The sequence below is a fragment of the Halopenitus persicus genome (assembly GCF_002355635.1).
GTDB classification, from domain to species: Archaea; Halobacteriota; Halobacteria; order Halobacteriales; family Haloferacaceae; genus Halopenitus; species Halopenitus persicus_A.
The window spans coordinates 15,086-32,154 of the sequence record NZ_AP017558.1 but is presented as its reverse complement, the minus strand read 5'-3'; the positions used below and the strand labels follow the sequence as shown (position 1 = coordinate 32,154).

The 17,069-nt window shown below is 64.3% G+C and carries 14 protein-coding genes; 7 read left to right on the top strand and 7 right to left on the bottom strand.

Features of this window, described 5'->3' with window-relative positions; translation table 11 throughout:
• Nucleotides 1–89 precede the first annotated feature (89 nt).
• The 4 genes from CPZ00_RS00150 to CPZ00_RS00135 all read right to left on the bottom strand — a co-directional run bounded on the left by CPZ00_RS00150 (nucleotide 90) and on the right by CPZ00_RS00135 (nucleotide 4,656).
• On the bottom strand, nucleotides 90–419 hold the full coding sequence (locus CPZ00_RS00150) for a hypothetical protein (RefSeq protein WP_096388820.1): 330 nt from the start codon (nucleotides 417–419) through the stop codon (nucleotides 90–92).
• Nucleotides 420–561: 142 nt separating this feature from the next.
• Entirely contained in the window at nucleotides 562–1,929 is a 1,368-nt protein-coding gene (locus tag CPZ00_RS00145; RefSeq protein WP_233255105.1) for a nucleotide sugar dehydrogenase, read from the bottom strand.
• Nucleotides 1,926–2,912, bottom strand: coding sequence for a Gfo/Idh/MocA family protein (locus CPZ00_RS00140; RefSeq protein ID WP_096388819.1), 987 nt, complete (start codon nucleotides 2,910–2,912; stop codon nucleotides 1,926–1,928). Before CPZ00_RS00140 ends, CPZ00_RS00145 begins: the two co-directional genes overlap by 4 nt.
• Before the next feature lie 475 nt (nucleotides 2,913–3,387).
• Nucleotides 3,388–4,656 (bottom strand): DegT/DnrJ/EryC1/StrS family aminotransferase, encoded by a 1,269-nt coding sequence (locus tag CPZ00_RS00135; RefSeq protein WP_096388818.1) that lies wholly within the window; start codon nucleotides 4,654–4,656, stop codon nucleotides 3,388–3,390.
• Nucleotides 4,657–5,063: 407 nt separating this feature from the next.
• Here CPZ00_RS00135 and CPZ00_RS00130 point away from each other — a divergent pair, with 407 nt between their 5' ends.
• Together CPZ00_RS00130 and CPZ00_RS00125 are read left to right on the top strand one after the other, a co-directional pair.
• Nucleotides 5,064–7,460: a hypothetical protein gene (locus tag CPZ00_RS00130; RefSeq protein WP_157744139.1), complete on the top strand. Its 2,397-nt coding sequence runs from the start codon at nucleotides 5,064–5,066 to the stop codon at nucleotides 7,458–7,460.
• Between the two features lie 221 nt (nucleotides 7,461–7,681).
• A complete protein-coding gene (locus tag CPZ00_RS00125) occupies nucleotides 7,682–8,557 on the top strand; it encodes a hypothetical protein (RefSeq protein WP_096388816.1) in 876 nt (291 codons plus the stop codon).
• 74 nt (nucleotides 8,558–8,631) lie between these two features.
• Here the strand turns inward: CPZ00_RS00125 and CPZ00_RS00120 are convergent, their stop codons facing one another.
• The gene (locus CPZ00_RS00120) at nucleotides 8,632–9,657 is read right to left on the bottom strand and encodes a ferritin-like domain-containing protein (protein WP_096388815.1); all 1,026 of its coding nucleotides are present in this window, start codon (nucleotides 9,655–9,657) and stop codon (nucleotides 8,632–8,634) included.
• 297 nt (nucleotides 9,658–9,954) lie between these two features.
• Between CPZ00_RS00120 and CPZ00_RS00115 the strand changes: the two genes are divergently transcribed.
• Nucleotides 9,955–11,058, top strand: a complete 1,104-nt coding sequence (locus CPZ00_RS00115; RefSeq protein ID WP_157744138.1) for a right-handed parallel beta-helix repeat-containing protein — start codon at nucleotides 9,955–9,957, stop codon at nucleotides 11,056–11,058.
• 69 nt (nucleotides 11,059–11,127) lie between these two features.
• On the opposite strand, the gene CPZ00_RS00110 is transcribed toward CPZ00_RS00115, so the two are convergent.
• Nucleotides 11,128–12,651: an oligosaccharide flippase family protein gene (locus tag CPZ00_RS00110; protein WP_096388813.1), complete on the bottom strand. Its 1,524-nt coding sequence runs from the start codon at nucleotides 12,649–12,651 to the stop codon at nucleotides 11,128–11,130.
• A gap of 406 nt (nucleotides 12,652–13,057) precedes the next feature.
• Between CPZ00_RS00110 and CPZ00_RS00105 the strand changes: the two genes are divergently transcribed.
• The 3 genes from CPZ00_RS00105 to CPZ00_RS00095 all read left to right on the top strand — a co-directional run bounded on the left by CPZ00_RS00105 (nucleotide 13,058) and on the right by CPZ00_RS00095 (nucleotide 14,905).
• On the top strand, nucleotides 13,058–14,062 hold the full coding sequence (locus tag CPZ00_RS00105; RefSeq protein ID WP_096388812.1) for a glycosyltransferase: 1,005 nt from the start codon (nucleotides 13,058–13,060) through the stop codon (nucleotides 14,060–14,062).
• Between the two features lie 36 nt (nucleotides 14,063–14,098).
• Nucleotides 14,099–14,419, top strand: a complete 321-nt coding sequence (locus tag CPZ00_RS00100) for a HalOD1 output domain-containing protein (RefSeq protein ID WP_096388811.1) — start codon at nucleotides 14,099–14,101, stop codon at nucleotides 14,417–14,419.
• 267 nt (nucleotides 14,420–14,686) lie between these two features.
• Nucleotides 14,687–14,905, top strand: a complete 219-nt coding sequence (locus CPZ00_RS00095; protein WP_199243366.1) for a hypothetical protein — start codon at nucleotides 14,687–14,689, stop codon at nucleotides 14,903–14,905.
• Nucleotides 14,906–15,015: 110 nt separating this feature from the next.
• On the opposite strand, the gene CPZ00_RS00090 is transcribed toward CPZ00_RS00095, so the two are convergent.
• A complete protein-coding gene (locus CPZ00_RS00090) occupies nucleotides 15,016–15,576 on the bottom strand; it encodes a DUF7344 domain-containing protein (RefSeq protein ID WP_096388810.1) in 561 nt (186 codons plus the stop codon).
• 711 nt (nucleotides 15,577–16,287) lie between these two features.
• Between CPZ00_RS00090 and CPZ00_RS00085 the strand changes: the two genes are divergently transcribed.
• A complete protein-coding gene (locus CPZ00_RS00085; RefSeq protein ID WP_157744137.1) occupies nucleotides 16,288–16,941 on the top strand; it encodes a DUF7344 domain-containing protein in 654 nt (217 codons plus the stop codon).
• The last annotated feature ends 128 nt before the right edge of the window (nucleotides 16,942–17,069 follow it).

Sequence of the window (17,069 nt, the reverse complement as noted above, 5' to 3'; positions counted from 1 at the left end):
GATCGGACGGCCGTCGCCGTGTCTCGAGAACGGCTCGGCACACGACGCCGCGTGGCTGCGGGGCGACTCAGCCAACGGACGGAGTGGACTCACAGGTAGCCGAGCGACTCCAGACGACCCTGGATCGCCTCCGAGTTCTCGGACGTGTCGTCGTCAGTGACGACCGCAATGCTGACGTCGTCGTCCTGTTCGGCCAGTTCACGAAGCAGCGACTCCAGCACGAACGTCACGTACTCGTCGACGGAATCGAAGTCCGTTTCCGACAGCCGGTTTGCTATCTTCCCTCCGACGTGGTCGGGGATCGTCACCCGCCACGCCTCGTCCGATGGTGGTTCGGAAGCCGTCGCCTCGGTCGGACGGTCCGTCCGGTCGGGGTTCTCTTCATCGTGATCTCGATCGGTCATGTCTCGATCGGTCATGTCTCGATCGGTTATGATCCGTTTTTGCGTATGTATCTCGCACGTTGATCGGTTCGATTCCGACCTCGAGCGCCACGTTCAACCTCCGACCTCGACCGTCCGGATCGACCGGCTGCGCGGGGTCCGATGGTCCGTGCCATCGCTACGGCCACCTCCCGCCGATCGAGTACACCGGCCCATCGACCGCGTCCGCATCGATCGCCCGGCGTCCGTCGAGGATCGGCGCGTCGAAGGCGTCCCACTCGAGGTCGGCGAACTCGTCGTGCGGCGTCACCACGACGACGGCGTCGACGTCACGGCCATACACCTCCGGCAACGTGACGCGTTCGACGTCGTCGAGCTCGCTCCAGTCGTCCAGCAGCGGGTCGATCCCGAGCACCGTCGCGCCACCCTCCGAGAGGGATCGCGCGATGGGTACCGCCGGGGCGTTCCGAAGCTCCTCGATGTTCGCCTTGTAGGTCATCCCGACCAGCAGGACGTGCGGGTCGGGTCGGTCGACGCCGTGAACGTCGAGGACGTGTCGAACCATCGAAACCGTATACTCGGGCATCCCGTCGTTGACCTCGCGAGCGGTCGTGAGCAGCGATCCGTCGACGTCGAACGCCCCGGTGAGGAAGTACGGATACACCGGAATGCAGTGGCCGCCAACGCCGGGACCGGGCGTGTGGAGATCACAGAACGGCTGGGTGTTGGCGACGTCGATGGCCTCGTTCACGTCGACGTCCATCGACCGGGCGTACGTCGCGAGCTGGTTTGCGAGCGCGATGTTGACGTCCCGGTAGACGCCCTCGAAGACCTTGACCGCCTCCGCCGCCGTCGAATCGACGGTTTCGATGACCTCGTTGTCGCTGATCTCGTCGTATATCAGGGCCGCGGCGCGCGTGCTGTCGTCGTCGACGCCGCCGACGACCTTCGGATGCGTCCCGCGGATGTCGGCGAGCGCCTCCCCGCTGACGGTCCGTTCCGGACAGGCGGCCACGCCGAACGTCCCGGGATCGAGGCCGCTCGTCTCGGCCAACAGCGGCAGCACGCGATCGACCGTGGTTCGTGGCGGGACGGTCGATTCGACGATCACGAGATCGCCGGCGGAGAGACCGGCGCCCACGTCTCGGACCGCGGACAGGAGCATCGAGAGGTCCGGCTCCCGGTCGTCGGTAAGCAGCGTCGGAACCATGAGCACGTGAACGGCGGCTTCCGCGGCGGCCGCTTCTGCGTTCGACGTCGCCCGAAACGCGCCGGCATCGACCATCTCGGAGACGAGTTCCGAGAGACCGGGCTCGCGCTTGATGTGACACTCCCCGTCGTTGATCGTGCGAACGACGGTTTCATCGACGTCCACCCCGGTCGTGTTGCCGGAGACGGCTGCATACACCGCCGCCAAAGGGAGCCCCATCTTCCCGAGCCCGTAGACGGCAACCGGAACGTTCCCGTCCGTGAACGCGGCTCGCTGGGCCGTCTCGTCCGCCGAGGAGCCGTACGGTCTCACGCGCTCGCCGGTCGACCGGCTCACGGCGAGTTCACCACCGCTTTCGGCGCCAGCGCCAGGTCCTCGATCCGGGTGGCGACCTCGAGAACGCGGAGCGCGTCCTCGGCGGTGACCAGGGGTTCGGTTCCCTCGCGGGCGGCAGTCACGAACGATTCGAGCTCGGCCTTGAGCGGTTCGCCGTTCTCGACGATCGGCCGTTCGACCACGCTCTCGTGACGGTAGCGGATGTCCCCGTCGGACTCGATGTACTCGGGGATCGAATGACGGTGGATCTCGACGGTCTGACTGATGAAGTCGACGTTCACGCGACAGGACATCGCGGTGACCGAGAGCGTTCGGACCTTCTGCTGGGTCAGTCGGCTGGCCGTCAACGCGGCGATGCTCCCGTCCTCGAACCGGAACTGCACCGCGGCGTGGCCCTCGTCGTGGGCGGCCGCCGACAGCGACTCGATGTCGCTTTTGACGAGCGACAGCAGGATGTCGATGTCGTGAACCATCAGGTCCATCACGACGCTGTCGCTGCCGTCGCGGTCCACCGGCGGGCCGAGCCGGTCGACGTCGATCGCGACGACGTCGAGGTCGGGGACGATGTCCGCGAGCACCCGCGTTGCGGGGTTGAACCGCTCGATGAAGCCGACTTGAAGCGTAACGCCGGCCTCGGCGGCCCGCTCGGCGAGCTCTCGACCCTGGTCGACGTCGTCGACGAACGGCTTCTCGACGAGCACGTCGACGTCGTGCTCGATGCACTGCAGCACCGTCTCGTAGTGATGTTGCGTCGGGACGACCACCGAAACCACGTCGGCCGCGTCCAGCAGCTCCGACCGACCCATCGGTCGCGTCCCGTGGTTCGCTGCGACCGCCGCTGCCCGTTCCTCGTCAACGTCGCTGACGCCAATGAGTTCGGAGTCGGGCAGCTCGTTGTACACTCTCGCGTGATGTTGACCCATGGACCCGACGCCGATCACGCCGGCGGCGAGCCGCGTCGGTCGTGCGCTGGACTCGCTCATCTGTCCGTCGAGTTCCCCGACTCGGATTCGCGCCGGTGGTCCCGGTGGCACTGCTTCCCTGGCGTCGTTCCGGCACGCTGGAGGGTTCCGCGGGCGTCCCGACTCACGTAAGCCGGGATTACTCGGGGCCGCCCGGTCGAGCGCGTCGGGATACGGTCGACGTATTCGGCGTCTCGGTGTAACATAGTTGCTGTCTCGTCGGTAAGACGTATTGTTATAGTATGCTTGTGCAGCATAGGGGTCTCATACCCCGCGCCGTGCGAGACCCGGCAGACGCAGGGCCCGAAGTCGTCGAGGCGTCGGGCGGTATGCGACCGATCCCGTGCTCCATTCGCTCGCGACGTGTCGTCCACACGATCCGCTCGTACCCCGAAGCCAACTTCGACGTGTTCTCCGCTCCGCCCGCGACCGCACCACGATCTCCTGACACGCTTGTTACGTTCCCGACACGTTTGTTACGTTCCCGACACGCTTGTTACCTTAATACGTCCCGAACCGTCCGAACGATTAATCGCCGGTCGGCTTCGTCAACGTACGGATGGGTTGGCAACGTGATGATGCCGCGCTGGAGTCGGGCCGCGCCGGGAAACGCCGCGTCGTCGATCGGCGGCCAATCGTACAGCGCGACGGCCTCGACCCCCACGCCGGAGAGCGCTTCCCGCAGCTCGTCCCGCAGATCGGGAGCATCGATGAGAAGGGGATATCTGACGTGTTGGTGGTTCGAAAGCCCCGAAACCGGCCGCACGTGTCGGACGTGCGGACAGTCGGCCAGCTCGGTCGCGTACACCGCGGCCGTGTGCTCTCGACGGCGACGGTGCGTCTCGAGCCGGCCGAATAGCCGCCGTGCGACCGTCCCTTGAAAGTTCGAGATGGTCGCGAACGGCGGTGCGTAGGACACGTCGAACTTGGATTCGGGGTGGGTGCTGTACCGAGCGGTCGACACGTCGATCCGATCGAACCAGTCGGCGATCCGCGAATACAGGAAATACGGCCGCGGATGACCGAAGACGGCGTATCCGGTCAGGGTGTCGAGGTTCGGGGCCACCGCGGGACGTCCCTCGTCGGAGAACTCGAGGTCGGCGTCCTGGGAAACGACCATCCCGCCGCCCACGGGGATCGGCTTTCCCTGCTGGAAGTTCACCACCGAACAGTCCCCGAAGGTTCCGAGCCGTTCGGACCCGTATTCGGAGCCTATCGAATAGCCCAGCGCCTCGACCAGATAGATGTCGTTCTCGCGACAGTATTCCGTGACCCGATCCATCGGGGAGCCGTATCCCAGCACGTTGACGACGACCACGGCGAGCGCGGTCTCCGTCGGCAGTCCCTCCAACGACGCCGGATCGAGGGCCATCGTCTCCGGGTCCACGTCGTACCGCGAGACGGTCAGTCCGGCGCCCTCGATGGCATCGGCGAAATCCGAGCTACAAAACGCCGGCACGTATACCTCGCTCCGGCCGTCGTCCGTTCGCGACGAGAGCTCCAGGAGACACGCACAGAGGGCGCGACGATACGAGGTGTAGCTTGCGGCGCTCTCCGCATCGAGGAACGATGTGAACTCCGTTCGAAACTCGTCACGGCCGGTCCCGGCACGCTGCCCCGCGATTCCGGCCGCGATGTCGGCGAGACGGACCGGCGTGATGGCCGGGGGAACCCGTCGCCACCGTCGTCGATTGCGGCTCGCTCGTCGAGACCACGGCGGGAGCTCGCCGCGATGGTCGGCCCGTGACGCGTCGTCCTGCTCCATCCTCTGTGACGTTCGATGCCGTTTGCAAAGGTATGGGGCTCCTACCCGCCCGCTCAGCGGTCATCGGTCACGCCAGGCCTAGCGGTGACGGTCATCGATCGAGTCCGACAGCGCGGGCGACGGCCATCCGGTCGAGCCCGAACGGCGGCTCGACGACGGACCGCGGGCGAGATATCCGGCGGTCGTTCTCCGCTCCGCGTTCGTGAACGAAACGGGCCGTTAGGATGGTCCTAACTGCTGTATTCGGTGCTTACCGTCGAATTACCGGCCGTGAAACGAACGAGCGTAAGCGATCCGTATCCGGTATGTATCTCTCACGTATTCGATCGGCTTCCGGTCAGTTATCGAGGCGATCCGATGGCAATGCTGCGAAAAGCCATATAAAAGTAAGTCCGACATACTCGACTATGCCAGAACGGCATGACGAGCCTACTGCAGACGAGCCGAGGAAACGCCTCCCGACCGCGACGTCACTCAGTCGGCGACGCGTGTTACAGGTCAGTAGCATCGGCATAATCGGCGCTCTCGGTGCGGCTGGCGCCGGGATCGGGGCCGCAAGCGACGACCATCCGAACAGCATCGTACTGGACGGGACCGGCACCTCGGAAACGACGGCTTACGAGCTGTTGGCCTCGGGATCGGTGGCGGCACATCCCGACGTCGGGTCGAACGAGCTCGAGAACGTGAACGGCAGCCACGTGGCCGGGGAGATCGGCCAGGAAACACACGCGTACCAGTTCAGCGGGACGCTGTCGTATCTCGACGTCGACGGCCCCGCCGAAGTGTCGCTCCGATATGGTGACGACGGGGGGTCGGGGACGGACAGGCTGGAGATCGTCGCCGCGAGCGACGGCGAGGTGGACTACGAGATCACGAGCTCAGGCCCCGTCACGAAGGTGCTGGACAACGGCGATCGGTCCACCGACCTCTCGGACGACGTCACGGAAACCGAGGACGGAACCTGGCTCGTCGACGGATCGACCCGGACCGGAAGCGGCGACACCTACGATTTCCAGGACGGGATCGATCGGTTCGAGCCCGTGACGGGCGAGTTCACCCTCTTCCTCAACGGCGAGGAGACGACGGTCACGGAGCTGACCGGACAGGAGGCGTCCGAGGACGGGACCGACGGATCGACGCCCGACCGTGAACACTGGTATTCCGTTACGGCGACGGGCGAGGAGTACGCCGACTACTACATCGAGGTCGAGGACGGTGGGAACATGGTCCCCTCGACGGTCGACGACGCCGTCATCGAGAACGACTATCACTGGATCAACGACGACGGGACGAAGGCGGCGGGTCGCGTTCATCCGGGCGAGACGCACGCCTACGCGTTCGACACCCTCGTGGCCGACGTCACGATCGAGGGCGAGGCCGACCCCATCGTCAACGGCAACGAGTCGAACCTCGACTACTACCCTCGCGACGCCGCCAGCGGTGACCACTGGAAGGGGTACTTCCCGTGGCACATCGCCGGCGAGGAACGCGAACACTGGTACTCCTTCGAGGCGACGGGCGAGGAGTACGCCGACTACTACATCGAGGTCGAGGACGGCGGCGACGTGATACCGTCGACGATCAATGGCGCCCAGATCGACTACGAGTACTTCTGGATCAGCGACGACGGGACGAAGGCGGCGGGTCGCATCCATCCGGGTGAGACGCACGCCTACGCGTTCGACACCCTCGTGGCCGACGTCACGATCGAGGGCGAGGCCGACCCCATCGTCAACGGCAACGAGTCGAACCTCTACTATTACCCCCGCGACTCCGCCACCGGGGACGGCTGGAAGACCGGGTTCCCCTGGCAGGACGACGACCACCAGGCGTCCGGCAGCGAGTCCGTGGATGGCGGACCCATCGGCGGCGGAGAGGGGTACGCGAACACGATCAGTTCCGACCAGGCTGACGTCGTCGTCAGCACCCGAAGCGAGTTCCGAGACGCGCTCTCGTCGGCGTCGTCCGGCGACGTCGTCTACGTGGACGGCGACGCGGACATCGATCTCGGGTCCGACACGCACACCGTCCCCGCGGGCGTGACGCTGGCGTCGAACCGGGGGATCGACGGCGCTCCCGGCGGCCGCCTGTACACGGACTGGAAGCCGGATTACCACACGTCGTCCCTCGAGCTGTCCCGCGGGGCGCGTCTCACCGGCGTCCGCCTCCAGGGCCCGTACTACGACTACTTCAGCCCGGACTTCTACGCCGACGGTGCCGGCGTGAACGTTCGCGGGGACGACTGCGAGGTCGACAACTGTGAGATGTGGGGCTTCGCCTACGCCTCCGTCGCCTCGCGTGGGGAGAACGCGCACATCCACCACAACGACGTCCACCACAATCCCCGTGACGGCCTCGGATACGGCGTCTCCTGTATCGGCGGCCACCCGACCGTCGAGTGGAACACCTTCAACGCCAACCGCCACTCGATCAACGGCGGCGGCGAGAGCGGCTACACCGTCCGATACAACCACTTCGGGACCGAGACCTTCAGTCACGTCATCGACGTCCACCAGCCGGGTGGTACCCGTATGGAGATCTACAACAACACCGTCGAGGCCGTCGAGGGGGCCCAGGACGGCGATCAACGGCCCGCCGTCGCGGTGCGGGGCGTCCCGGACGACGTGGCCACGATCTACGACAACTGGTTCTACAACCCCGACGAACCGCTGGACACTCCGGACGGGTGGTCCACACGAGCGGCCATCATTCAGACCGACGTGGACGACTGGACCAACGTCGAGTGGTCCGGAAACCACTACGGGAGCAGCGAACCGTCGGCTGACGTGGGGCACCCGCGGTAGTCCGCAGGCCCGGCTCGTCACCCGCGGTAGTCCGCAGGCCCAGCTCGTCACCCGCGGCAGCGGACGTCAGAACCCCGTGACGTCGGACGTTGGAGCGGATCCGCGTCACAGCGCACGCCGCCGTAGATCCGCGTCACAGCGCACGCCGCCGCGAAGCGATCGGCGGATAAGCCCCGCATAACTACGCGGCTCCGCCGCCTCGGGGAGACGTGATCGGCACAATGGGACCGGATCCGACAGCGCTGCCCTCGATCGGCGTCGCGGACGTCGTTCATCGGGTGCGGGACCGATACGAATCGGAAGGGATGCGCGGCGTGCTGTCCAGCGGGTACCACGTGCTGGAGACGAGAGCCGCGCGGTTCCGGTATCGACACACTCCCACGGCACGAACCGACGCGGACCCGTTCGCGATACGTCGGGTCGACCCGCGTGACATCGAGTACGTCTCCGGACTCGAGATCGAGCGGCGAGAGACGGGACGGCATCTGGAATACGTCCGGCGCCCGTGGTATCATCGATGCGCGGAGTACGGGGACGTCCTTGACGGGGCGTGGGACGCGGCCGAGGTACGGTTCGCCGACCTCGTCGAATGGACGCTCATTGCGGAGCGGTTCGGGGAAGGGATCCCCTGGACGGAGACGTCGGTATACGAGGAGTTCGTGGCGTGTATCGAACGGGGACATCCGATATACGGCTGCTCGACGGTCGGGGAGCTCCACGAGCGGTTCGAGTACCTCGAGGACCTCAAGAAGTCGATGGCGTCGAAGGGATATCGGCGGGTGACCCGAATCGACTCGGACGGCGCCGTCGGCGTCGGCAGTGACGGCGCCGCCGCACTCGACGAGGTGACCGTCGACATCGGGCGCGATGGTGAGCTGTTACATCACACCAACGGGAGACACCGACTTGCGCTGGCAAAGGTGCTCGACATCCCCGAGATACCGGTTCTCGTAAAGGTGCGGCATGCGGACTGGCAACGCACACGGGACCGGGTCAGCGCGGGCGAGGACGTCGATTACCCCGTCTTACACCCCGACCTCGTGGACGTGGCCGACGCGTCCGCCCGATCGGACGGGAGTCCCCGATCGACTCGGTAGCGGAACACGGAACTCGCCGGAACACGGAACTCGCCGAAAAATAGTCGTCCGAAAGGACGGCGGCGGTTCGAACGCTACCGTCCGAAGAGCGCAGACGTCACCGTGCCGTTGTCGGCGCTTTCCGTCGCCGTCTCGTTATCCTCTCCGTCGATCGGAGTTCCTTCATCCGAGGGCGTCTCCTCGTCCGTCGGCGTCTCTTCATCCGAGGGCGTCTCTTCATCCGTCGGCGTCTCCTCGTCCGTCGGCGTCTCTTCATCCGAGGGCGTCTCCTCGTCCGTCGGCGTCTCCTCGTCCGTCGGCGTCTCTTCATCCGAGGGCGTCTCTTCATCCGAGGGCGTCTCGTCCTCACCCCCGTCAGCGGACTCGATGAACTGGCTCACGGCGTCGAGCACGTCCTGCTGAGAGCTGGCCGGGTCGAACGCGTCCGGGGCCGGCGGTTCCCCGGTGACGTGGTTCAGTACGGCGGCGTGGCGCGCCTCGACGCTGTGGATGGACAACGCGGCGCTCAGGAGGTCCGGACTCTCCATGAACGGCGCTGCACCCGCGTAGGCCCCGACGCCGAGGTTCTCGATCGTCCGTCCGACCGTGAGGAAATCGGCCACGCTCTCGACGCCGAAGTCGTAGGTGGCCGCCGTCGCGGGCTCCCCGCCGAGCAGCTCCACCGCCCGGGTCAGCACCTCGACGTGGGTCTCCTCGTGGGTGCCGGCGGATTGCACGTAGCCGAACACCTCCCGGCGAACCTCCTCGTCGAACGTCTGCAGGGGCTCGGCCGCCACGAAGTCCTCCTCGTCGAACGTCTCGAGGGACTCGCGATAGAAGGCGGCCTGGAGGTGCTCAAGCGAAAGCGCGTAGTTCAGCACGTCGACGTCCGTTCCCCGGACATCGGCGAACGTCGCCATCTCCTCGTCCTCGTCGGTCTCGTCGTCTTCGGCCACCTGTGCCGAGCCGACTCCGGTGCCGCTGCCGAGCGCCAACAGCGTCCCGCCCGCCAGGGCCGTCCGTCCCAGGAATCCCCTTCTGGAGCTTTCGTCCGTCTCGATCCGTTCCGTCACGGAGGTCGCGATCCGTCTCGCGAGCGCGTGTGTGTCGTCTTCTGTCATGGTCGTCTCTGGTTCGGTCATCGTCGTGCTGGGGTCCCCAGCGACGGCACGTACAGTTCTATGATGGTTAGTTATGAACAAGGTGTCCAGAAGTAATTAAAGTAATTTTTCGAGTAATCTCGATGATACGGATGCAACATCGACTTACCATACACCATATGACGTGTCGAATCAGGAATGGGTCATCCGCTCCCCCACGACGGCGTTCCACGACCGAGATGGATCGTCACGGCGTCCGGCACTGCCCGCGCGAATAGGTGACGCATACTAATATCCGGTTAGATCAGTATTCGGTGTATGGATAGGCGGACGTATCTGGCGATCACTACAAGCGTGTTTGCGGCTGGCTGTACGACGTCCGACGATGGTCCATCCCCCGGGGAGGACGTCGTGGATCCCCCGGAGGTGACGGTTGCGACCGCGGAACCGTCCCCGATCGATTCCGTCGATCGGCTGGTCGAGGCGCTCGCCGACGCGAGCGTGGGGGACGTCGTTACCGTTCCGCCGGACGTGGAACTCGATCTGACGGGGCTTTGGGAGCTCACCGTTCCCCAGGGCGTGACCCTCGCGGGCGGGCGGACGGATGGAGAGCCGGGTGCAGTGTTGCGGTCGCCGGACGGCGACCGGACCCCGGAGTCGGACACGTTCAAACGAAAGCTGGTCCTGGGGCAGGGCGCACGGCTCACCGGATTCCGACTCAAAGGCCATTTCCACGAGTACGTGAACGCCGAGGAGGCACACGACGGCGACTACTACGCCCACAGGGGCGGCGGCGGCGTCACCGCGAAACGAAACGCGGTCGTCGACAACAACGAGATCTCGGGATGGCCGTACACCGCCGTCTTCGCGCGCGGGAACGCGCACGTCCATCACAACTACATTCACCACAACACCTGGGAGGGGCTCGGATACGGCGTCGCGATCCCGGAGGGCAACCACCAACCGCTCATCGAATCGAACTACTTCGATTACAATCGGCACTCCATCTCGGGAGCCGGCGGCGCGGACGTCGGGTACGTCGCACGGTTCAACGTCGTCGGCGAGCAGTGGGTTGGGTCCCAGTTCGATATGCACGGCACCGAGGGGATGAAAGGCATCGCCGGCGAACGGATCGTCATCAAGCGGAACACGTTCAAGGCGACGACCGCGGTCGAGGCGAAGAGCCGGAATCCTGGCGGGAAGTACTACGCGATCGACATTCGCGGAACGCCGACGGAGGGGGCGTGGATCGAACGGAACTGGTTCTACCACGAGGACCGCGAGAGCGCGGTCAGACAGCCGAACAGATACGAGAACGTTCATTTCGAGGCGAACCACTACGGCAGGGACGAGTCGACGAAGAAGAACGTCGGTGCACCACAAACACGGTGGAACGGCAACCCATTCGACGCCGAACCGTAACCGGCAGTCGAGTGGCCATCCGCCCGGCGTGCCGGTTGCGGTCGTCCGACGGTCGGGACGGACGACCGGCTACCGGTTCTCGATCCGGGACAACACGGGAGCGATGGTCGCCTCGATCCGATCCGGCAGCTTCTCGGCGATCCGTCCCAGTTCGGCCGTATCGACGGCTCCGGTACCGAGCGCCGCGCTCCCGAAGACGAGCAGGCCGACGACCGGCACCAGCGCGAACGCCAACGGGTCGTATTCGATGGCGCGATCCACGGCCCAGATGATCGGCGCCGCGATCACCGCGGTCAGAGCGATGCGCCGACCGCGGAAATCGTCGAGGGGGTCGTATCCGATGCGCCAGGCGGCCCAGACGTAGAGCACGAACATCGATCCGTAGCTGACGCTCGTGGCGACCGCGGCGCCGTTCATCCCGAACAGGGGGATGAACGCGGCGTTCAGGACCAGGTTGATCGTGGCCGCGACGCCGGTCACGCCGATCAACGTCCGGATCCGGCCCGACCCCTGGCTGATCGATTTCAACGGGCGGGCAGCGGCGAAGCCGATGGCACCGGGCAGGAGCAGCAACAGCGGGACGACGGAGACGGCGAACTCCTCGCCGTAGTACAGCGGGACGAACCGGTCCGCCAGCACCGCGATGCCGATCGCCATCAACACGACGAGCAACACCGTATAGCGCGTGATCCGCGCCGACAGTTTCGTGATCCGCTCCAGGTGACCGTTGCTCCAGAGCGTGGAACTCGAGTGCAGCAACACCGTCTTCAGGGCGATCGGCACGATCCAGAGATACTCCGCAAGCGCCAACGCCGCCTTGTAGAATCCGGTCGTCTCCGAGTCCGACAGGACCCGAAGCATCACGACGTCGACGTGAAAAAGCGACATCACGAGCAGGATCAACACGATGTTGAGCGCGTTAAACGAGACGACGTCGGCGTAGGGAAACGACTCCGGGCGCGACCGGAGCAGCGTCGACGGCGAGATCCGCTTGGCGATCCAGTAGGCGGCCACGCACACGAGCACCAGGTTCGCGACGATGTGGCCGGCGATCATCCCCTCGACGTGGCGGCCGGAGAGCACCAGGAGGATGCCGATCGAAACGGTGAGGAACTTCTTTGCCACCTCCAACGGTCCCGAAAGCAACTCGAGGCTCATTCCGAGCAGGATCCGGTTACACAGGGCGTAGAACTGTGAGATGAGAACGAAGCCACACAGCAAATAGAAATACAGCGTGAACGATCCCCCGAAGAAGTACTCCGCCCCACCCAGCACCGTGAACGCCAGCAGCACGACCACGCCGACGAGGACGGTGACGAAGGCGAGCACGGCATAAAAGCGGATCACGTGTTCGCGCCAGTGTGGCACGTCCCGTTCCTCGGCGACGAACTTCTGCACGCCCGCCGTGATCCCGGAACTCACGGGGATCATGTACAGCGAAAAAATGGATAACAGGACGGCGTAGTCGCCGTATCCGCCCGGACCGAGAAGTCGAACGATGATCGGCGTCGAGAGGAACGCGATGATCATGGTCGTCACTCCGGCGCCGAGGATCGAGAGAAACCGTCGGTAGATGTCGTCGAGGCCCCTCATGGTACGTTCAACCGACCTCGATCAGCGACGTCCCCCGGGCTCTCGACGGTGCCGTTCGTCGTCGTGATGGACCGTCTCAAGACGGGTCGTCGCATGGATGGGAAGCCGGCGATGGATGACAAGTTCTGGTTGACCGAGTAACTACGGACGCATTGTTATGGTTCTCGTAATCGTCGGTTCGGTGGCGGGAGCCTTCAACGGCGTGACGTCCGACGGAGCCGGCGGTCGTGTGCCGGAGCCGGCGGTCGTGTGCCGGAAGCCGGCGGTCGTGCGTCGTGACTCGACGGACGCACGGGCGCTCCGCGGGTAGCCGGCACATAACAAATCGGTCGATCGTCCTCTATCCGATGACTATGGACCACACCGTCGATTCGAGACCGTTCCCAACCGACGTGATCGCCGGGAGATGACGGTGGAATTCACGAGGGAGACCGGCGGGGAGACCCCGGAGCTATCGGTCGTCATCGTCACCTACAACGAGGAGGAACGGGTCCGTGCGTGCATCGAGTCCGTCCTCGACGCCTGCGATTCGCTTTCGGAGTTCGAGGTCATCCTCGTGGACTCGAACTCGACCGATCGAACGGTCGAATACGCGGTCGAGTATCCGATCACCGTCCTCCGGATCCCGTCGGACGACCTGACGACGCCCGGCGCGGGACGATACGTCGGCACGCAGGCTGCCCGCGGCGAGTCGATATTGTTCGTCGACGGGGATATGACGGTGGAGAAGAACTGGCTCTCCCACGCGCGCGAGTATATCGCTCGAAACGGGGTTGCCGCCGTCGACGGGTATCTCAACCGCCTCCCGGACGAAACGACCATCCACGAGGTCGACGCCGTCAGGGGGACCGCGCTGTACGACGCCGCATCGCTTCGGTCCGTCGGCGGATTCGATCCGCAGCTGCGATCGCTCGAGGACATTCATCTCGGATTTCTGCTCACGGACGCGGGATATCGGCTGCTGCGGCTGCCGGAGGTGGCCGCCCGTCACCCCGAACCGCCGACGTTACACGAGCCGTTTCGACGGTGGTCCCGGGGCTACGCGTTCGGTCCGGGGCAGGTTCTCCGGCGGTCGGTCCGCTCACCGAAGCTGTTGGGGAAGTACATCAGCCGGTTCCGGTACCGGATCGGCACGTTCGCGTGGCTCTGCGTCGGCGTGCTCGCATTGCTCGCCGGGTCGATCGCCCTGATCGCGTGGGTCCTGCTGTCGATGGGCGCCGTTGCCGTCGTGATCTCCGAACGCGGGATCATCGGGGCGATCGAGTTCGTCCTCCAGCAACTCCTTGGCATCGTCGGCATCGCGATCGGACTGCGGGATCGGCCACGCCCGCGCGAATCATTTCCGATCGAGGCGGTCGAAGTCGTAATCGAGGGCCCGATCCATACGGGATCAACCCTCTCGGGTGTATAACAGTACTTTTGTACCCGGCACTCTGAGCGATCACTAATGTCGCAATGCGGCAAGGCGGAGATCCGATACGAGGGGTCCAACCCGATCGTGTATCAGTCCCGCCACAACGTCCGAGACGACACCGAACTTAGCACGAGCATACTCCTGGCGCTCGACGAGGTCGCCGACTTCGACGTCGAGAGCAGCGAGACGGTCGTCTTCGAACACGTCGACCCGGATTCGCTCGACGGGTTGTTTCAGCCCGTTTCCGGACGACGGGGCGACGGCGAAGTGACGTTTCCCGTCGAACGATACGACGTGACGGCGACGGCCGCCGGCGAGATAACCATCAGAGAGCGAGCTGGCTCGGAGCAGTAACGAAGTGATCCGTCGTCCGTTGAATCCGAACGCTGAGACGTCAGTCAGCGACGATTCCAACGTGCAACAACCTGGTAACCATCCCGACAAAACGGTTATCCGTGGTAGGAATCACTTACCCACTATGCAGACGAAGACCGATCCAGTAGGCCGAATCAAACCCGCGGACCCCGCCCGGAAACGGACGGGCATCGAGACGAGGGTCGCGTTCGGGTCAGCCAAACCGGTAGGACTCTCCTACTCGAGTCATAATGGAGCATCGTCGGCGTGAGCTCCGCCATCAGCAACGCCTGGGAGGAGGTCGCAGCTGACCCGGATCCGAACGACGATCTCGATTACGACCTTCGGCCGCTGACCGTCGTCAAGATCGACGGGGAGACGGGCGGACAGTACATGATCCTTCCCGGGACGGAGGATCACCTCCTGGACGAGGAGTTCATCATCGCCGACCCGGGGAGCATCTGTCGGCTCGATGAGTGTCGATAGCTGCGGTCAGCTCGATGAGTGTCGATAGCTGTGGTCAGCTCGATGAGTGTCGGTAGTTGCGTCGGCTATGCGTGTCGTTGGATACGTCGGCTATGCGTGTCGATCGGGACCTATCCTTCGTGTTCCAGTAGCTCGGCCGGAATCTCCCGCTGTCGCTGTTGGTATCGCCAGTACTGTACGACCGCGGAGATGGCGAACGCGACGATGAGCACGCTCCCCAACTCGACGGTGGAGACCGCAGCAAGGACGGGGACGCCGAGGGAGGAGAGGACGAAAGTCGCTCCGCCGACGATCGCGAGCACGAGATAATGGAGCTGCCAGGGATATTCCGATTCGGTCGTCGGCGTGAGGTACGTATCGATTTCGACGACACGATCGGTGAGGTGGACCTCGTCCCGGTCATCGTCGTACTCGATGACTCCGGTCTCCTCGAGTTTCGGAAGATGGGTTTGATACAGCGACACGTACACCCGTTTTCGCTGTTGTTGCGTCAACTCGTCGACTGCCACGTCGTTTTCCAACGCGGCGATCTCCTCGGCGAGTTTCTGGACGGAGGTCGGTTCACCGTACTGACGGAGGTAATACAGCACCATCCGTCTACGGGTGTTGCTAAGAATGTCGAAAACGAGGTCCGGAGACATCTCGGTCGAGGAGGGAGAATCGGAACTCATAGTCACTGATTTAGATGCCCGTCCTCGAGACCGACGGTTGGGGGTGCGGCCCTCATACTGCGTTGAACAGGACGTGTATGCTTTGTTACGGCCTAGATAACTGGAAGTACAACGACCATACTGGGAGTATGGAATTGACCCGTCGTTGCGTCTCCGATCCACGGGAAGCACGTCCGGAGACGCATCAACCGTCCGAATGGATCGTTCGAAACGACGGGAACATACCCTCGTAGGAGGTTGTTAACAAAGGGGAAGGAACAGAGAGCAGTGAGTGAGGCGGTCGTGTCCGCCCTCCCGAATATCGACACTACCGCCGATAACGAGCGTCTATCGGGCGACCCACTGCACACAAATAAAAAACATGGACATATCGATCGAACCGACGTTATCACGGCGGAGACAGCACGGATCCACCCCGGAACCGAGGGGGACCGATCGACCGGGACCAACGGAGACCGACCGACGGAGCGATGGCGCCCCGACATCCGTCGGATCGTCCGGCCGTCGGGGACCACGTTGGGTGACTGGGGACCTGGACGAACGATCGTCCACAAGAGTTAAAAAGATCAGCTTATACCAATTAAAAGAACGAGAAAGGGGCCGATATCCGGTCGAAGCGGGCCGCAACGGCATCGAATTCGCCGATCAGATGTACACGAACGAGACAGGAACGGTCCAATGACGTGGGCCGAAGTCGGGGGGACTACGTGAATGGCACAAACAGCGGATAACTCGTCGGTCGATGTGGAGGACGTCACCGCCGAGTTGCGCGAGGAGCACGCCGAGATCGAGTCGGAGCTGGTCGAAGGGAACCGAACCGAGGACCGACGCGCGGACGCGCTGCCGCTCGACCAGATGTTCGACATACTGAAGAACCAACGCCGCCGATACGTTCTGGAGTATCTGAGCGACGCCGACGAGGCGGTCTCGTTGAGCGAGATCGCCGAACAGATCGCCGCCTGGGAGAACGACAAGGACGTCACACAGATCTCCTCGAGCGAGCGCAAACGCGTCTACGTGGGCCTCTATCAATGTCACCTCCCGAAGATGGACGCGTTGGACGTCGTCTCGTTCAACAAGCCGCGCGGCATCATCGAGCTCGGGGACAACGTGGACGAACTGTACACGTATCTGGAACGGACCGAGGAACCGGAAGGCGAGCCCTGGCACGTGTACTCGTTGGTGCTCTCGCTCGCGGGGGCAACCGTACTCGGGTCGAGCCTGCTACTCCGCCCGATGACGACGCTCCCGATCGTCGACATCGCCATCGTGTCCCTCATCGTGGTCCTCCTGCTCTACGGATACGTCTCGGGCAATCGGATCTGGACGAACCGTGCGGACGCAGAGCACCCCGGCAACGAGTAGCGTTCCGAATACGACGCTATTTGCCACTGGACATCGAGATTTGCTACCGACCATCGAGATTTGCTACCGACCGTCGAGAGCCGGAGGTGTCGAGAGCCGGAGCGCTTGCGAAAACGGAGGCGAGGTCG